This is a genomic window from Franzmannia qiaohouensis (assembly GCF_031451695.1).
Taxonomy (GTDB): Bacteria; Pseudomonadota; Gammaproteobacteria; order Pseudomonadales; family Halomonadaceae; genus Franzmannia; species Franzmannia qiaohouensis.
The window spans coordinates 104356-121060 of record NZ_JARWAM010000008.1 but is presented as its reverse complement, the minus strand read 5'-3'; the positions used below and the strand labels follow the sequence as shown (position 1 = coordinate 121060).

General features: G+C 65.3%; 19 protein-coding genes. 16 read left to right on the top strand and 3 right to left on the bottom strand.

Annotation, left to right across the window (positions count from 1 at the left end; translation table 11 throughout):
* The first annotated feature begins 212 nt into the window (after positions 1 to 212).
* From QC821_RS12600 to QC821_RS12570, 7 genes are all read left to right on the top strand, one after another.
* Positions 213 to 842 carry a riboflavin synthase subunit alpha gene (locus QC821_RS12600; RefSeq protein WP_309721887.1) on the top strand — a complete coding sequence of 210 codons (630 nt, stop codon included), beginning with the start codon at positions 213 to 215 and terminating at the stop codon, positions 840 to 842.
* A gap of 228 nt (positions 843 to 1070) precedes the next feature.
* Complete coding sequence (locus tag QC821_RS12595) at positions 1071 to 2372, top strand: NCS2 family permease (protein WP_309721884.1); 1302 nt, start codon at positions 1071 to 1073, stop codon at positions 2370 to 2372.
* A 21-nt stretch (positions 2373 to 2393) separates the two neighbouring features.
* Positions 2394 to 2939 (top strand): adenine phosphoribosyltransferase, encoded by a 546-nt coding sequence (locus tag QC821_RS12590; RefSeq protein WP_309721880.1) that lies wholly within the window; start codon positions 2394 to 2396, stop codon positions 2937 to 2939.
* Positions 2940 to 2976: 37 nt separating this feature from the next.
* Positions 2977 to 3465 carry a xanthine phosphoribosyltransferase gene (gpt, locus tag QC821_RS12585; protein WP_095619012.1) on the top strand — a complete coding sequence of 163 codons (489 nt, stop codon included), beginning with the start codon at positions 2977 to 2979 and terminating at the stop codon, positions 3463 to 3465.
* Between the two features lie 24 nt (positions 3466 to 3489).
* On the top strand, positions 3490 to 4191 hold the full coding sequence (gene ung / locus QC821_RS12580) for a uracil-DNA glycosylase (RefSeq protein ID WP_309721878.1): 702 nt from the start codon (positions 3490 to 3492) through the stop codon (positions 4189 to 4191).
* Positions 4192 to 4270: 79 nt separating this feature from the next.
* The gene (gene upp / locus QC821_RS12575; RefSeq protein ID WP_309721875.1) at positions 4271 to 4900 is read left to right on the top strand and encodes a uracil phosphoribosyltransferase; all 630 of its coding nucleotides are present in this window, start codon (positions 4271 to 4273) and stop codon (positions 4898 to 4900) included.
* Between the two features lie 80 nt (positions 4901 to 4980).
* Entirely contained in the window at positions 4981 to 6225 is a 1245-nt protein-coding gene (locus QC821_RS12570) for a uracil-xanthine permease family protein (protein ID WP_309721871.1), read from the top strand.
* A 4-nt stretch (positions 6226 to 6229) separates the two neighbouring features.
* Here QC821_RS12570 and QC821_RS12565 read toward each other — a convergent pair whose 3' ends face one another.
* Positions 6230 to 6811: a cupin domain-containing protein gene (locus tag QC821_RS12565; protein WP_309721867.1), complete on the bottom strand. Its 582-nt coding sequence runs from the start codon at positions 6809 to 6811 to the stop codon at positions 6230 to 6232.
* A 221-nt stretch (positions 6812 to 7032) separates the two neighbouring features.
* On the opposite strand from QC821_RS12565, the gene mobA reads away from it, so the two are divergent.
* The 7 genes from mobA to QC821_RS12530 all read left to right on the top strand — a co-directional run bounded on the left by mobA (position 7033) and on the right by QC821_RS12530 (position 12175).
* A complete protein-coding gene (gene mobA, locus QC821_RS12560) occupies positions 7033 to 7644 on the top strand; it encodes a molybdenum cofactor guanylyltransferase MobA (protein ID WP_309721864.1) in 612 nt (203 codons plus the stop codon).
* The gene (gene mobB / locus QC821_RS12555; RefSeq protein WP_309721861.1) at positions 7641 to 8204 is read left to right on the top strand and encodes a molybdopterin-guanine dinucleotide biosynthesis protein B; all 564 of its coding nucleotides are present in this window, start codon (positions 7641 to 7643) and stop codon (positions 8202 to 8204) included. Before mobA ends, mobB begins: the two co-directional genes overlap by 4 nt.
* Positions 8201 to 9451, top strand: coding sequence for a molybdopterin molybdotransferase MoeA (gene moeA / locus QC821_RS12550; RefSeq protein WP_309721858.1), 1251 nt, complete (start codon positions 8201 to 8203; stop codon positions 9449 to 9451). Before mobB ends, moeA begins: the two co-directional genes overlap by 4 nt.
* Positions 9452 to 9464: 13 nt before the next feature.
* On the top strand, positions 9465 to 10274 hold the full coding sequence (gene moaC / locus QC821_RS12545; RefSeq protein ID WP_309721855.1) for a cyclic pyranopterin monophosphate synthase MoaC: 810 nt from the start codon (positions 9465 to 9467) through the stop codon (positions 10272 to 10274).
* 2 nt (positions 10275 to 10276) lie between these two features.
* A complete protein-coding gene (gene moaE, locus QC821_RS12540) occupies positions 10277 to 10729 on the top strand; it encodes a molybdopterin synthase catalytic subunit MoaE (RefSeq protein ID WP_095619020.1) in 453 nt (150 codons plus the stop codon).
* Positions 10726 to 11712, top strand: a complete 987-nt coding sequence (gene moaA, locus QC821_RS12535; protein WP_309721851.1) for a GTP 3',8-cyclase MoaA — start codon at positions 10726 to 10728, stop codon at positions 11710 to 11712. Before moaE ends, moaA begins: the two co-directional genes overlap by 4 nt.
* Positions 11713 to 11884: 172 nt before the next feature.
* The gene (locus QC821_RS12530) at positions 11885 to 12175 is read left to right on the top strand and encodes an H-NS family histone-like protein (protein WP_095619022.1); all 291 of its coding nucleotides are present in this window, start codon (positions 11885 to 11887) and stop codon (positions 12173 to 12175) included.
* Between the two features lie 98 nt (positions 12176 to 12273).
* Here the strand turns inward: QC821_RS12530 and QC821_RS12525 are convergent, their stop codons facing one another.
* A complete protein-coding gene (locus QC821_RS12525) occupies positions 12274 to 13851 on the bottom strand; it encodes a ribonuclease J (RefSeq protein WP_309722233.1) in 1578 nt (525 codons plus the stop codon).
* Positions 13852 to 14087: 236 nt separating this feature from the next.
* On the opposite strand from QC821_RS12525, the gene purU reads away from it, so the two are divergent.
* Together purU and QC821_RS12515 are read left to right on the top strand one after the other, a co-directional pair.
* Positions 14088 to 14942, top strand: a complete 855-nt coding sequence (gene purU, locus QC821_RS12520) for a formyltetrahydrofolate deformylase (protein WP_309721848.1) — start codon at positions 14088 to 14090, stop codon at positions 14940 to 14942.
* 18 nt (positions 14943 to 14960) lie between these two features.
* Positions 14961 to 15632, top strand: coding sequence for an energy-coupling factor ABC transporter permease (locus tag QC821_RS12515; protein WP_309721846.1), 672 nt, complete (start codon positions 14961 to 14963; stop codon positions 15630 to 15632).
* 13 nt (positions 15633 to 15645) lie between these two features.
* Here the strand turns inward: QC821_RS12515 and dinB are convergent, their stop codons facing one another.
* A complete protein-coding gene (dinB, locus tag QC821_RS12510) occupies positions 15646 to 16698 on the bottom strand; it encodes a DNA polymerase IV (protein WP_309721844.1) in 1053 nt (350 codons plus the stop codon).
* Positions 16699 to 16705 lie beyond the last annotated feature (7 nt).

Sequence of the window (16705 nt, the reverse complement as noted above, 5' to 3'; positions counted from 1 at the left end):
TCGGATAATGTCAACGACCTTAGTTCAAGATGAGGGTGGCTGGCTAATGGTGTGGGAAATATTTCTGATTTTTTCCATTATGAAGAGGTTTTGACTATCGCAGTCCGGTCGCAGGCGGCGTGGACGTCCGGCACGCCGATTCATTACACTCGATGGTTTTCCAGCGTCTGGCGCAACTGCCGGACGAGGGTCGACCAGGGGCGGGAGAGAGCATGTTCACAGGCATCGTACAGGGCACGGCGGCGGTCACCCGGGTCATCGAGAAAACCGAGTTTCGCACCCACGTGCTGGCGCTCGACGCAGCGCTGCGTGAAGGCCTTGCGCTGGGTGCCTCGGTGGCGCACAACGGCGTGTGCCTGACAGTCACCGCCATCGATGGCGAGGAGGTCAGCTTCGATCTGATGCGCGAAACCCTCAGGCTGACCAATCTTGGTGCGCTCGAGGTGGGTGATAGCGTCAATATCGAGCGAGCGGCGCGTTTCGGTGATGAAATCGGTGGGCACGCCATGTCCGGCCATGTCATCACCATGGCCGAGTTGGTCGAGCTGGACGAAGCGCCCAACAATCGCCGGCTGTGGTTCGAGCTCGACGCAGAGTACGGTCGCTTCATCTTCGACAAGGGCTATATCGGGGTCGACGGCATCAGCTTGACCATTGGCGGCGTGGCGCCCTGTGGGCCGGGCCGGGTGCGCTTCTGCGTCAACCTGATACCCGAGACACTGGCGCGTACGGTTCTCGCCGAGCGTCGCCCCGGCGACCGCGTCAATATCGAGATCGATCCGCAGACCCAGGCCATCGTCGAGACCGTCGAGCGGGTGCTGGCAAGCCGCGAGGGGCACTAAAACGCTTGCTTTGACCGCTCCGTCAAGTTTTCGTTGGTGGCACCAGTAGCCAATGGCGCAGCGCTTGCTTATAGATAGGAGGTGGCGGCGAGAGATGCCGGCCATCACAACAATCAACGCAGGTCGCCATGCCCTCGATACGCGCCTCGCATCCGCCGGCGCCTTTGGGTACCATGTGCGGCTTTTCTCGCACCCCGGGCGCTGAGCGTCCCCGCGCAGGACTGACCCATGAAACGACTGCTCGACAACCACTTCAAGCTGTCAGAACACAATACCTCCATCAAGACCGAGGTCATTGCCGGGATCACCACCTTCCTGACCATGGCCTATATCATCTTCGTCAACCCCAGCATCCTCTCCGAGGCCGGCATGGATTACGGTGCGGTGTTCGTCGCCACCTGCCTGGCGGCGGCGGTGGGCTGTCTGATCATGGGGCTGTGGGCCAACTATCCGATCGCCCAGGCACCGGGCATGGGCCTCAACGCCTTCTTTACCTATGGCGTAGTGCTGGGCATGGGCTACACCTGGGAGGCGGCACTGGGGGCGGTGTTCTTCTCCGGCTTCATCTTCTTCCTGCTCAGCGTGTTCAAGATTCGCGAGTGGATCATCAACGCCATACCGCTCTCGCTGCGCCTCGGCATTGCTGCCGGCATCGGCCTGTTCCTGGCCATGATCGCGCTCAAGAACGCCGGCATCGTGGTCTCCAATCCGGCCACCTACGTGGCGCTGGGCGACCTCTCCCAGCCGTCGGCGATCTATGCCCTGGTCGGCTTCTTCGCGATCACCGCGCTGGCCCATCTCAAGGTCACCGGTGCGGTGATGATCGGTATCCTTGGCGTCACCGTGGTGGCCATCCTGTTCGGCCACAGCGAGTATGGCGGCCTGGTCTCGGCGCCGCCGTCGATCGCCCCGACCTTCATGGCGCTGGACTTTGCCGGTGCGCTGGACGTGGCCATGCTCAGCGTGATCTTCGCCTTCCTGTTCGTCGACCTGTTCGACACCTCCGGCACCCTGATCGGGGTGGCGCACCGCGGCAAGCTGCTCGACAAGGACGGCAAGCTGCCACGCATCGGGCGTGCCATGATGGCCGACAGCGGTGCCTCCATGGCCGGTGCAGTGATGGGCACCTCGACCACCACCAGCTACATTGAATCCACGGCCGGCATTGCCTCGGGCGGGCGTACCGGCCTAACCGCGGTGGTGGTTGCCGGACTGTTCCTGATCAGCCTGTTCTTCGCCCCGCTGGCTGGCTCGATTCCGGCCTATGCCACCGCCGGCGCGCTGCTCTACGTGGCGGTGCTGATGGCCGGCAGTCTGGCCCATGCCGACTGGGACGACGTGACCGAAGCCGCCCCGGTGCTGATCGCTGCCCTGGCCATGCCGCTGACCTTCTCGATCGCCGAGGGCATCGCCCTGGGCTTCGTCAGCTACGTGGCGATCAAGGCGCTGTCCGGCCGCTTCCGCGACCTCAACCCGGCGGTGATCATCCTGGCACTGCTGTTCGTCCTCAAATTCCTTTTCCTCGACTGACCCGATGGGACCCGACCCCCGATGAGCATATACGGCGACTACATCAAATCCGTGATTCGTACCGTCCCCGACTGGCCGCACCCGGGGGTCAACTTCCGCGATATCACGCCGCTGCTGCAGAACAGTGCGGCCTTCCGCAAGCTGATCGACAGCTTCGTGCATCGCTATCAGGAAATGGATCTGGATGCGATCGCCGCCATCGACGCGCGTGGCTTCATCATCGGCGCGCCGCTGGCCTACGAGCTGGGCTGCAGCTTCGTGCCGGTACGCAAGAAGGGCAAGCTGCCGTTCCGTACCATCAGCGAGACCTATACCCTGGAGTACGGCAAGTCGGAGGTCGAACTGCACTCCGACGCCTTTCAGCAGGGCGACCGTATCCTGGTCATGGATGACCTGGTCGCCACCGGTGGCACCATGCTGGCCGCCTCCAAGCTGATCACACGCAGCGGCGGCCAGGTGGTGGAAACCGCCACCATCATCGACCTGCCGGAACTCGGTGGGTCGCAGAAGATTCGCGACGCCGGCTATAGCGTCTTCGCGGTCTGTTCCTTCACCGAGGACGAGTAACCAGGTCCTCCCCCTGTGGTTTACCGGTATATCGATCATGAGCGCCAATCGCTATCAGCAGCACTTCACCGTTTCCTGGGACCAGCTTCACCGCGATGTGCGGGCGCTGTGTCATCAACTCGTCGAGCGTGACTTCAAGGGCATCATCGCCATTACCCGCGGCGGGCTGATTCCCGCCGCGCTGATCGCCCGCGAGCTCAACGTACGGCTAATCGACACCGTATGCATCAAGAGCTACGACCACATGGACCAGGGTGGCTTGGACGTCATGAAGGGCGTCGAGCACGACGGTGACGGCTGGCTGCTGGTCGACGACCTGGTCGACACCGGCAAGACCGCCCGGGCCGTGCGCGAGATGCTGCCCAAGGCACACTTCGTCACCATCTATGCCAAGCCCGAGGGGCGCCCGCTGGTCGACCAGTGCCTCACCGAGGTGGCCCAGGATTGCTGGATCCAGTTTCCTTGGGACATGGGGATTGCCTACGTCGAGCCGCTGGTCGATCAGGTGCGCGGCCAGACGCCCTGAGTGCCCGCATCCAGGAGAGTCACGATGCCGGAATCACCGCTTCCCGAGAGCTGGCAGGCGCAGCTGGGGGATGAGCTGCAGGCCCCTTATATGCAAGCCTTGCGTGAGTTTTTGGCCGCCGAGAAGGCGGCGCGCAAGATCATCTACCCGCACTCGGCGCACTGGTTCCGTGCCTTTCAGCTGACCCCGCTCGAGCAGGTCAAGGTGGTGGTGCTGGGGCAGGACCCCTATCACGGCCCCGATCAAGCCCATGGCCTGTGCTTTTCGGTGCGCCCCGGGGTGCCAACGCCGCCCTCGCTGCAGAACATCTACAAGGAGCTGGCCCAGGACCTCGGCACCACGCCGGTCAGTCACGGCTTCCTCGAATACTGGGCACGGCAGGGCGTACTGATGCTCAACAGCGTGCTCACGGTGGAGCAGGGCAATGCTGGCTCGCATCGCGGTCGCGGCTGGGAAACCTTTACCGACCGCGCCATCGCCGCGGTCAACGAGCAGTGCGACCACGTCGCCTTCCTGCTGTGGGGCAGTTATGCCCAGAAGAAGGCCGCCTTCGTCGATCGCAGGCGCCACCTGGTGCTGCATTCGCCGCATCCTTCGCCGCTGTCGGCGCATCGCGGTTTCTTTGGCCAGCGGCATTTCTCGCAGGCAAACGCGTTTCTGGCCGCCCACGGCCGTGAGCCCATCGACTGGCAGCTACCCGCCGTCGCCGAGGCCGCTGGGCCTTAACCTGAACGCCCGATCAAGCTAGAATTGCGCGCAATTTGTCCATCCAACAGACGTCAGCCTGACGAGGGAGCTTTCCGCCATGAGCGTTCACGCCATCGACCATCCTCTGGTACAGCACAAGCTCGGCCTGATGCGCGAAGCGGGGATCAGCACCAAGAGCTTCCGTGAACTGGCCGGCGAACTGGCCAAGCTGCTGACCTACGAGGCGACCCAGGACCTCGAGCTGCAGACCCAGGAGATCGACGGCTGGAGCGGCGACAAGATCCCGGTGCAGCTGCTCAAGGGCAAGAAGGTCACCATCGTGCCGATCCTGCGCGCCGGGCTCGGCATGCTGGATGGCGTCACCGACCTGATTCCCAGCGCGCGGATCAGCGTGGTGGGGCTCTACCGCAACGAGGAAACCCTCGAACCGGTGCCCTATTTCGAGAAGTTCACCAACGACCTCGACGAGCGCCTGGCAATCGTCATCGACCCGATGCTGGCCACCGGTGGTTCCATGGTCGCTACCCTCGACATGCTCAAGGCGCGCGGCTGCCCGCTGATGAAGGTGATCGTGCTGGTTGCCGCACCGGAGGGCATTCGCCGCGTGCAGGAGGCCTATCCCGAGGTCGAGATCTACACCGCGGCCATCGACGAGCGCCTCGACGAGAACGGCTATATCGTCCCGGGACTGGGCGATGCAGGGGACAAGATCTTCGGCACCCGATAACCACCACTATCCATATTTCGCCCCTTTCAAAGGGGCGTTTTTTTGATCACAACAATCTGATGACGCAGAGGAAACGACCCATGACCGACTCGACGACGGCCGCAGCGGAGCCATCGCCAAGCCTGCCCAAGACGCTGTTGACCGGCGCCCAGATGCTGTTCGTGGCGTTTGGCGCACTGGTGCTGGTACCGCTGCTGACCGGCCTCGATCCCAGCGTGGCGCTGTTCACTGCCGGTGCCGGGACGCTGGTGTTCCACGCCGTGACGCGCCAGAGCGTGCCGGTATTCCTGGCCTCGTCGTTTGCCTTTATCGCACCCATCCAGGGCTCGGTAGCCAGCTTCGGCGTCTCCGAGACCCTCGGCGGCCTGATGGCGGCGGGCCTAGTCTACGTTGCCATCTCGCAGGTGGTGCGCGTCAAGGGCACGGACTGGCTGCATCGCGTGCTGCCGGCGGTGGTGGTGGGGCCGGTGATCATGGTGATCGGCCTGGCGCTGGCACCGGTGGCGGTGGACATGGCCAGCGGCGAGACCAGCGAGCATATCGGCTACGGCCAGGCCATCACACTGTCGATGATCAGCCTGCTGGTGACCCTGGTGCTGGCGGTGTTCGGTCGCGGCCTGCTGCGTCTGATTCCGATCATGGGCGGGGTGGTATGCGGCTACCTGCTGGCGCTGGCGATGGGCGTGGTCGACTTTTCGCCGGTGCGCGAGGCCAGCTGGCTGGCGCTGCCGAGCTTCACCGCGCCGAGCTTTCACTGGGCGGCGATCCTGTTCATGATCCCGGTGGCCATCGCGCCGGCGGTGGAGCACATCGGCGACATGGTGGCGATCGGCTCGGTGACGCGCAAGAACTACCTGGAGAAGCCCGGTCTGCACCGTACCCTGCTTGGCGATGGCCTGGCCACCTCAACCGCGGCGCTGTTTGGTGGCCCGCCCAATACCACCTACTCCGAAGTGACCGGGGCGGTGACCCTGACCCGCGCCTTCAATCCGCGCTACATGATCGTTGCCGCCTGCTTCGCCATCCTGCTGGCCTTCGTCGCCAAGCTCGGCGCCGTGCTGCAGACCATACCCGGGCCGGTGATGGGGGGCATCATGGTGCTGCTGTTCGGTTCCATCGCGGTGGTCGGCATGAACACCCTGGTGCGCGCCGGTCACTCGCTGACCGCGCCGCGCAACCTGGTGGTGGTGTCGCTGATCCTGGTGTTCGGCATCGGCGGGATGCAGTTCGGCGGTGGCCAGTTCACCCTGCAGGGCGTGAGCCTGGCGGCGGTGGTGGGGATCGCCCTCAACCTGATCCTGCCGCCGCCCCGCGAGGGCGAGTAATCGCTCAATGGTGGTGGCGTTCGCCGCTGCCGTCGGAGAATGACGGCGGGTTGTTGGCGCTGACGATCACGCACTCGCCGTCGCTGACGTTGCGAAAGCGGTGGGGCAGCCGCGAATCGAAGTAGTAGGCGTCGCCGGCGGTCAGCAGGCGCGCCTCCCCGTCAACGGTGAGCTCGATGGTGCCGGCCACCACCACGCCGCCTTCCTCTCCCTCATGCTCGAGCATATCGGCGCCGGTATCGGCGCCGGGCGGATAGCGCTCGTGGATGATCGACATGCTGCGGTTGGGGCGCCGTGCGCCGACCAGTCGCCACGACAGCTGGCCGTCGCCGATCTCGGTGAGTTCGCTGGCGCGATAGAAGACGCGTTCGTGGCTGGCCTGTTCGCCGGCGAAGAACTCGCTGATAGAGACCGGCATGGCATCGAGTATCTTCTTCAGCGAGCTGACCGACGGACTGACGCTGTTCTGCTCGATCAACGAAATGGTGCTGTTGGTCACACCGGCACGCTTGGCCAGTTCACGCTGCGAGAGCGTGGCCCTCAGCCGCAGCTGCTTGAGTCGTGCACCGACGTCGAAACCACTCATGCGCTGTCCTTGTTGAAGATCCTTGACGGCATGATAGCGCGTCGCCCGGGCAAAGATAAGCCGATGATCCGGCTATGACTTTAGCCCTGTATGGGTGTCGCTACGGTCGCAGTGGCGGTACCCTTGGGGTAATCTTGAGCTAAAGACCTACGCCGCTCATCGGATTTGACCGATCGGTCAAATCTGGTCAGGATCGTGGGATAAATGACGAGGGGCGTGACATGAACCAGCGGCTGCCGCTTAGCGGCGTGATTCTTGCCGGCGGCCAGGGCCGGCGCATGGGTGGCTGCGACAAGGGCCTCAGCACCTTCCTGGGGCGGCCATTGGTCGTCCACGTGCGCGAGCGCCTGGCGCCCTACGTCGAGGAGGTGGTGATCAACGCCAACCGCCACCTCGAGGAGTACCAGGCGCTGGGATGCCGTGTGGTGAGCGACCGCGAAGCGGGCTACCAAGGGCCGCTGATGGGCATCTGGAGCGGCCTGCTGGCCGCCCGCCAGGCGTGGGTGGTGGTCGTACCCTGCGACACGCCGGCGCTGCCCATGGATCTGGTGCCGCGGCTGTGGCAAGGCATCGGCGAGCACGACATCGCCGTGGCCCACGACGGCGAGCGTGCCCATCCGGTGGTGGCACTGATGCGCCGCGAACTGGCTGACGACCTGGCTACGGCACTCGCCGCCGGCGAGCGCAAGATCGACCGCTGGTACACCCGTCACGCCGAGTGCTACGTCGACTTCAGCGACTGCCCCGATGCCTTCGCCAACCTCAACAATCCCGAACAGCGCCAGGCCCTCGAGCAGCGCCTGGGCAATGGCATGCCAACGGAACCGCGATGACGCTGACCTTCGACGCGCAGCTACCACTGCTGGGTATCGCCGCCTGGAGCGGTACCGGCAAGACCACCCTGCTCGAGGCTCTGCTGCCACGGCTGCAGGCCCGCGGGATCAAGGTGGCGGTGGTCAAGCATGCGCATCACGCCTTCGATATCGACCAGCCCGGCAAGGACAGCTACCGCCTGCGCGAAGCGGGTGCGGCACCGATGCTGATCGCTTCGCGGGCGCGCACCGCGCTGATGTTCAATACCCCCGACGCCGCCGAGCCGGACCTGGCGCAGCTGCTTGCGCAACTGGCGCCACTGGCCCCCGACCTGGTACTGGTCGAAGGCTTCAAGGCCTGGCCGCTGCCCAAGCTCGAGCTTCACCGCGCCGCGCTGGGCAAGCCGCTGCTGGCGCCCGACGATCCCTGGGTACGGGCGGTCGCCAGTCCCGATGCGCTGGACCTGCCGGCCGGCGTCGAAGCGCTCGACCTGGACGATCACCAGCGGCTGGGCGACTGGGTCGCTGCCTGGCAGCGGCATTGGCCGCAGCAGGCGCAGCCGCGGGAGGTGTCGACATGACGCTGTCGTGTTTCGAGCTCGGCGAGCGCATGCTCAGCGTCGCCGAGGCGCGCACCGCCCTTGACGCACTGTTCGCCACCTCCCTCGACAGCGAACGGCTGCCACTCGAGGCACTGCTGGGCCGGGTGCTGGCCGAGTCGCCTGTGTCGCCTATCGACGTGCCCCAGAACACCAATGCAGCGATGGATGGCATCGCGCTAGCCTGGCCCGAGCGCCCGGTGCGGCGCTGGCCGGTGGTCGGCGAAGTGCTGGCCGGGCAGCGCTGGGGGCAGCCGCTGGCGGCGGGCACGGCGCTGCGCATCACCACCGGCGCGCCGCTGCCTGCGGGTGCGGATACGGTGATCATGAGCGAACAGCTCGAGGCCGTGGGTGATCAGGCGGTAGAGATCAGCCGCACCGAGCGCGTTCAGCGCGGCCAGAACGTGCGCCAGGCCGGTGAGGACATTGCCTGCGGTCAGCGGGTGCTGGAGGCCGGTACTCGGCTGCAGCCCCAGCATCTCGGTCTGCTGGCCTCGCTGGGGCTGGCCGAGGCCCGGGTATATCGGCGGCCGCGGGTGGCGATCTTCTCCACCGGCGATGAAGTTACTGCGCCCGGCCAGCCGCTGCCGGCGGCAGGCATCTATGATGCCAATCGCTATACGCTGCACGGCATGTTGACGCGGCTCGGCGCCGAGGTCTGTGACCTGGGGATTCTTGCCGACCGCCGCGACGAGGTGGTCGGCGCGCTGGGCGCCGCCGCCCGCGACCACGACATGCTGATTACCAGCGGCGGTGTCTCGGTGGGCCAGGCCGACTGGATCAAGGCGGCGCTCAATGAGCTCGGCGAGCTCGGTTTCTGGCGTATCGCCATTCGTCCGGGGCGACCGCTGGCCTGCGGCCGACTGGGGGCGCGCCAGATTCCCTTCTTTGGCCTGCCGGGCAACCCGGTGGCGGTGATGGTGACCTTTCTCGAGTTCGTTCAGCCGGTGCTACGGCGCATGCAGGGCGAGCCGGACTGGCAGCCACCGCGGCTGACGGCGCGCAGCGAGGCGCCGCTGAAGAGTCGCCTGGAGCGCGTCGACTTCCTGCGCGGGGTCTACCGCTGCGACGCCGATGGCCAGCTGTGGGTACGCAGCACCGGCGCCCAGGGCTCGGGTATTCTGTCCTCGATGAGCGCGGCCAACTGCTTGATCGAGATCGATGCATCGCGTGCAGGGGTGGCCGGCGGCGAGACCGTGACCCTGCAACCCTTCGACAGTCTGATATGAGGCATGCAACGTTATGAGCCTGACCCATCTCAACGCCCGCGGCGAGGCCCATATGGTGGATGTCGCCGACAAGCAGGAGAGCCGCCGTGAGGCGCTGGCGGGTGGCAGCATCAGCATGCGCCCAGCGACGCTCGCGCTGCTGGCCGAGGGCGGCCTGCCCAAGGGCGACGTACTGGCTACCGCACGCATCGCCGGCATACAGGCGGCCAAGCGCACCCATGAACTGATCCCGCTGTGTCACCAGCTGGCGCTGTCCAAGGTCAGCGTCGACTTTCGCCTCGACGAGCAGCGCAGCTGCGTCGAGGTCACTGCGACCTGCCGCCTGAACGGCCGCACCGGGGTGGAAATGGAGGCACTGACGGCAGTCTCGGTGGCCTGCTTGACGCTGTATGACATGTGCAAGGCGGTAGACAAGGATATGCTGATCGGTGAGATCCGTCTGCTGACCAAGACCGGCGGCAAGTCCGGCGACTATCGCCGCAGTGAGACGCCGCCCAGCGCCGGCCCCCAGATCGTTACCGATGACTGCTACAGTGGCGAAGTGAGTCTCGGGCCGCATGCCGATTCGCGCAGCGTGCGGGTCAAGTGCCTGGCTGAACTGCGCGAGCGGCTGGGTGTCAGCGAGCTGGAAATTCCCGTTGCCTCGCTGGCACGTCCTGACGTTGCCGCCCTCAAGCAGGCTCTCAAGGCTCGCGATGCCAACTTCTCACTACTCGAAGAGGGGCGCATCCTGTGCGCTGTCAATCAAGTCATGGGTGGCGATGATACGCCGCTGACCGAAGGTGACGAGGTGGCGTTCTTTCCCCCCGTCACGGGAGGTTGATAATGATTCGAATCCAGCAGGCATCGTTCGATCCCGGTGCCGAGCAGCTTGCGCTTTGCGAGGGGCGTAGCGATATCGGCGCGGTGGTCTGTTTCACTGGCCTGGTGCGCGACTTCAATGAGAAACCCGATGTCGAGGCGCTGAGCCTCGAGCACTATCCGGGCATGACGGAAGCGGCGTTGGAGCAGATCGTTGCCGAGGCCGAGCAGCGCTGGCCGCTTGACGGCGTGCGCTTGATTCACCGGGTCGGCAAGCTGTTACCGGGGGACGCTATCGTGCTGGTGGCGGTGGCCAGTGCACACCGGCGCGCAGCGTTCGAGGCCTGTGATTTCATCATGGACTACCTCAAGACGCGGGCGCCGTTCTGGAAGAAAGAACACACCTGTCACGGCGACTACTGGGTGGCCGAACGAAGCACCGACAAACATGCTGCACGCCGTTGGGAGACTGTATGACGACGTTGATCGATGACTTCAATCGCCGCGTGCGCTACGTGCGTATTTCGGTGACAGACCGCTGCGATTTCCGCTGCGTCTACTGCATGAGCGAGGAGATGACCTTCCTGCCACGCGCCCAGGTATTGACCCTGGAAGAACTGTCGATGGTGGCGCGGGCCTTCGTCGAGCTCGGCGTAGAGAAAGTCCGGTTGACTGGCGGCGAGCCGCTGGTGCGGCGCGGTATCGAGCAGCTGGTCGACGAGATTGGCAGCCTGGGGCTCGATGACTTTGCCATGACCACCAACGGTGCGGGCCTGGTCAAGCACGCCCAGGCGCTGCGCGATGGCGGCCTCAAGCGCCTCAATATCAGCCTCGATTCGCTGGATGCCGAAAAATTTCGGCAGCTTACCCGCACCGGCGATCTGCACAAGGTGATCGACGGCATTCGCGCGGCCCGCGACGTAGGCTTCGAGCGTATCAAGCTCAATGCCGTGGTGCTCAAGGGGCGCAACGACGATGAAGTGGTCGACCTGGTCGAGTTCGCGCGCCGTGAAGCCCTCGACATCAGCTTTATCGAGGAGATGCCGCTTGGCGACGTCTCGGATCATTCCCGCGCGGAAACCTTCTGCTCCAGTGACGAAGTGCAGGAACTGATCGAGGCGCGCTATCCGCTGCTGCCTACTACCGAGAGCACCCTTGGGCCGTCGCGCTACTTCCGCATGGCTGACAGCGACTCGCGGATCGGCTTCATCTCTCCCCACAGCCATAACTTCTGTTCGACATGCAATCGTGTCCGCGTCACGGTAGAAGGGCGCCTGCTGCTGTGTCTGGGCAATGAGCACTCGGTAGATCTGCGCGCGGTACTGCGCCGTCATCCCGGGGATATGGATGCTCTCAAGGCGGCGATTATCGACGCCATGCCGCTCAAGCCCGAGCGCCACCACTTCACCACCGACGGTGATGTTCAGGTAGTTCGCTTTATGAATATGACCGGTGGCTAGCAGACAATTCTGCGACCCTGGCGATACTTGTCGGCCGCCAATGCCCGCCCTACTGCTCAAGAGTGGCGGGTTTTTTCTGCTCTCTTTTCTTGCCAAGACGTAATATCGGCTTATACTTTTTAGCCAGGTATCGCGTGTATGTGTTCCCTGACTTTTACTAAGGAGGAGGCCGATGTCTTCCGAATCTCTGGAGCGTATCGCTCGCAATAAGAACGTTGCTCGTGCCGCAGCGCGTCAGCTGAGCATGGAGCAATTGCACAAACTCGCCGAAGTTATCGGTGAAGTGATCGAGCAGAAGCAGGACGAGGACAAGCAGCGCCAGCAAGAGGAAGCCATGAAGGAGCGCAAGCTGGCCGAGATTCGTGAGGCCATCAACGACGCCGGGCTTTCTCTCGACGATCTGGTCGGCGAGCAGCCGAAGCGTCGTCGTGGGCGCCCGCCGAAGAACGCCAAGAAAGAGTGACAAGTCGAGCCAACGGCAATTCGACACATGACAAGGCGAGCCTCCGGGCTCGCCTTGTCATGTGTGGGTGGGGCATCCCGGTTGGCGGGGGCGGCGAGCTAGTGCTCGTAGCGTTCGCCGGCCAGCAGTTGCAGATGCACGGTCGGCAGATGGCGCATGCGCTCACCCAGGTAGTCGATCATCCGTGGCTGTAGCCGGCGGCGCAGTTCGGCAAGGTCGTCGGCGTCGAGCTCCTGCAACTGATGGTCGAGCCAATCCCCCAGATCATCGGCGTCGAGATGCGAGGCGGCACTGTCATCGACCACCATCCGGCCGATTCGGGTCCAGCCGTCGCCGTCGGGGGTCACGGTGATGGCCAGAAACAGGCTGCCGCGGCGCGACGCATCGCTGCCGTTGAGGCCCGGCGCCGGGGTCACGGCATTCTGGCTGACGATGCAGGGCGGCTGCGGGTGACGGCTCTCGAGGTGCAGGCCCTGGCCGTCGAAGCGCATCAGGTCGCCGTTGACCGGAATCAGCGGAGCGGCGATGCCGAGCCGCTCGGCGAGCGCTACGTGGGCCTGCTGATGGTGCCGCTCGCCGTGCACCGGCAGCAGGTGGCGTGGCTTGATCCAATCATAGAAGATCGCCAGTTCGTCCTGGGCCGGATGGCCCGAGGCGTGGAGCTCGGGATGCTTATGCTCATCGAAGAGGGTGACGCCGAGCTGACGCAGGGCGAGCTGCAGGCGCTCGATCAAGCGCTCGTTGCCAGGAATCGCCTTGGCCGAGAAGATCACGCTGTCGCCGGCCACCAGCTCGAAATGGGGATGACGATTCTGCGCCAGTCGCGACAGCGCAGCGCGCGGCTCGCCCTGGCTGCCGGTGGCGATCACCAGCACCTCCTCGGGGGGCAGGTAGCCGAGATCACGCACCGGCACCAGCGGTGGCAGGTCATCCAGATAGCCGAGCCCGCGCGCCACGCCGACCATGCGTTCCATGGAGCGTCCCATCAGGCATACCCGGCGGCCGGTGCGAGCTGCCGCACGACCCACCGCCAGCACCCGCGCCAGGTTGCTGGCGAAGCAGCTGACGATCACCCGTCCGGGGCAGTCGGCCAGGGTACGCTCGAGTGCCCGGGCGACGTCGCCCTCGCTGCGCGAATGGCCGGGCAGGGTGGCATTGGTGGAGTCGCCGATCACCAGGTCGACCGGCGCCAGCGACTGGAACAGCGCCGGATCCATCGGTGATCCGATCAGCGGCTCGGGGTCGAGCTTCCAGTCGCCGCTGTGCAGGATCTTGTGGTGCGGGGTCATGATCAGCAGCGCGCAGCTCTCCGGAATCGAGTGGGTCAGCGGCAGGTAGCGCAGGCTGAAAGGACCGTTGTCCAGCGCCTCGCCGGGTTCGATCACCGCTATCGCATCACTCGCCAGGCCGCGTTCGTGGAACTTGGCGCGCAGCAGTCCAGCGGCCAGCGGCGTGGCGTAGATCGGACAGCCCCAGCGCGGCCACAGCCACGCCGCCGCGCCGATATGGTCCTCATGGCCGTGGGTGATGACCAGCGCCTGGGGGGCGATCTCCAGGCTCGCCAGGGTGGTCAGGTTGGGTACCTGCAGCGGCGTGTCCGGCAGGTCCTGGCGAATCATCATCCCGCAGTCCACCGCCAGCCAGTGATCCTGATAGCCGTAAAGCGTAAGGTTCATGCCGATCTCGCCGCAGCCACCCAGGGGCAGCAGCTTGAGCGGCGGATGCTGACGGCGGCGAACGGTAACGCGGGGTTGCGGCATGAGTGACTGCGGCCTTGAGAAAGCGTGCTTTCATCATACGGGAAGGCTCGCCGGCCCCACAACGCGCGTGTTCCGATGCCGTTGAATTCGTTACACTAACGCCGAGCCTGGCGGCTCCATGGCGTCTTCTCTTTTCTACTGATGGTTACCCGATGTCCGATTACTATCGTCTGGTCGTGTCCTGTCCCGATCAGGTCGGGATCGTCGCCCGCGTGTCAGGCTTCATTGCACGCCAGGGCGGCTCGATCACCGAAGCCAGCCAGCACTCCGACCTGGCTACCGGCCGCTTCTTCATGCGTTACGAAATCCTCGCCGATTCGGTGGGGTTGAGCGCCGAGCAGCTGCGCGAGGCGTTTACGCCGATCGCCACGGAGTTTGCGATGGACTGGGCGCTCACCGATACCACCAGGCGCCCCAGAGTGGTGCTGATGGTGTCGCGGGAGAGCCATTGCCTGGTCGATCTGCTGTATCGCTGGACGGCCGGTGAGCTCGACTGCGAGATCCCCTGCGTGATCTCCAACCACGATGACCTGCGAGCGCTGGTCGAATGGCACGGCATTCCCTACCACCGGGTGCCGGTCACCCCTGACACCAAGCCGCAGGCGTTCGCCGAGGTGGAGCGACTGGTGGAGCAAGCCGACGCCGACAGTGTGGTGCTGGCGCGCTACATGCAGATTCTGCCGCCGGCACTGTGCCAGCGCTATGCCGGGCGGGTGATCAATATCCATCACAGCTTCCTGCCGTCCTTCGCCGGTGCCAAGCCTTACCACCAGGCCTACCAGCGCGGCGTCAAGCTTATCGGCGCCACCTGCCACTACGTTACCGAAGAGCTCGATGCCGGGCCGATCATCGAACAGGACATTCATCGTGTCAGCCACTGCCATACCGCCGATGACCTGGTGCGCTTCGGCCGCGACGTGGAGAAGGCGGTGCTGGCCCGCGGGCTGCGCTGGCACCTCGAAGACCGGGTGCTGATCCATGGCAACAAGACGGTCGTCTTCGCCTGATCGAACACGGAGTGCGCCATGACCTTCGCCGAGGTAGTGCTGATGCCCTGGATGCTGGGGCTCGGCTGGCTGATCAGTGGCGCGGTGCTGTGCCTGGCCCTGGCCCAGCGGCCGTGGCGGGCGCTGCTTGCCGACGTCGCCCTGCAGCACCGCTGGCTGGCGGCGCTGGTGGCGGTACTGCTGATGTGGCAGCTGCGCGCTCAGGCGGTGGACTGGCTAACCCTGCACCTGGTATTCACCGCGCTGCTGACGCTGATCTTCAAGGCGCCGCTGGCGCTGCTGATCTGCCTGGCGGTCAATCTCGGCATGGTGTTGCTGGGGCGGGTGGCCTGGCCGCTGCTGGGGGTCAATGTGCTGGTCAGCGGGGTGGTGCCGGCGCTGGTGATGGTCATCGCCTGGCGGCTGGTGGATCGCTGGCTGGCCGATAACCTGCCGGTCTTCGTGTTCGTCTGCGGTTTCTTCGGCACGGCGCTTGCCACCCTGGCCAGCGGGCTGACCACGGTAGCCATCGTCGGCCTCGGCACAAGCGACCCCGAGGCGTGGTTCCTGGCTTCGGAGTATGCGCGCTTCCTGCCGCTGCTGATGCCCTCCGAGGCCTTTATCAGCGGCATGCTGCTCAGCGTGCTGGTGGTCTATCATCCCGAGTGGGTGGCGACCTTTAACTCCCGGCGCTATATCGATACCAAGTAGCGGCCACGGGCGATCACGTTTCGTCGAATAGCGTCAGCTGGCGCTGGGCGTCTTCGGGGACCAGACGCACCCCAACGCCGAGCAGCCTCACCGGGCGCGCGCCGCGCTGCCAGGCCTGCTCGAGCAGGTGCTGGAAGCCCTGCGGGTCACCGGCGTTACCCATGCCCTCCATGGTGGTCAGGCTGAAGTCGTCGAAGCGTACCTTGACGAAGCGCTTGTCGCTGGGCGGGTGATCGTGGCGTGCCAGGCGCTGCTGCAGCTTGTCGAACAGCGGCATCAGCGCCTGGCGACAGGCGGAGAGGTCGGGAAGGTCGCGGTCGAAGGTGGTCTCGACGCTGACCGACTTGCGCTCGCGGCTGATCTTAACCTCGCGCTCATCGATGCCCCGGGCCAGCTGGTAGAGGTGGCGGCCGAACTTGCCGAAGCGCTCGAGGAGGGTGGCCAGCGAACGCTGGCGCAGGTCGTCGCAGGTGTGAATGCCCAGCCCTTCGAGCTTGGCCGCGGTGGCCGGCCCTACGCCGTGCAGCTTGCTTACCGGCAGCGGACGCAGGAAATCCTCGACGGCGTCGGGGGTGATCACCGTGAGGCCGTCGGGCTTGTCCCAGTCGCTGGCGATCTTGGCCAGGAACTTGCTCGGCGCCACGCCCACCGACAGGGTGATACCGGTGCGAGCCAGGGTCTGTTCCTTGAGCCAGCTGGCCATCCAGGTGGCGCTGCCGCGGAAGCGTTCGACCTCGCTGACATCGAGGTAGGCCTCGTCCAGCGACAGCGGCTCGATCAGCGGGGTGAGCTCGGCAAACAGCGCCTGGATCTGCTGCGAGACGGCGCGGTAGCGTTCGAAATCGGGAGGCAGGACCACCAGCTCCGGGCACAGCCGCAGCGCCTTGGCGGTGGGCATGGCGCTGCGCACGCCGAAGGCGCGCGCCGGGTAGTTGCAGGTTGCCACCACCCCGCGGCGCTCGGCACTACCGCCCACCGCCAGCGGCACCTCGCGCAGTGCGGGCCGGTCGCGCATCTCCACCGCGGCATAGAAGCAGTCGCAGTCGGCGTGCAGGATCTTGCGCATTACGTGG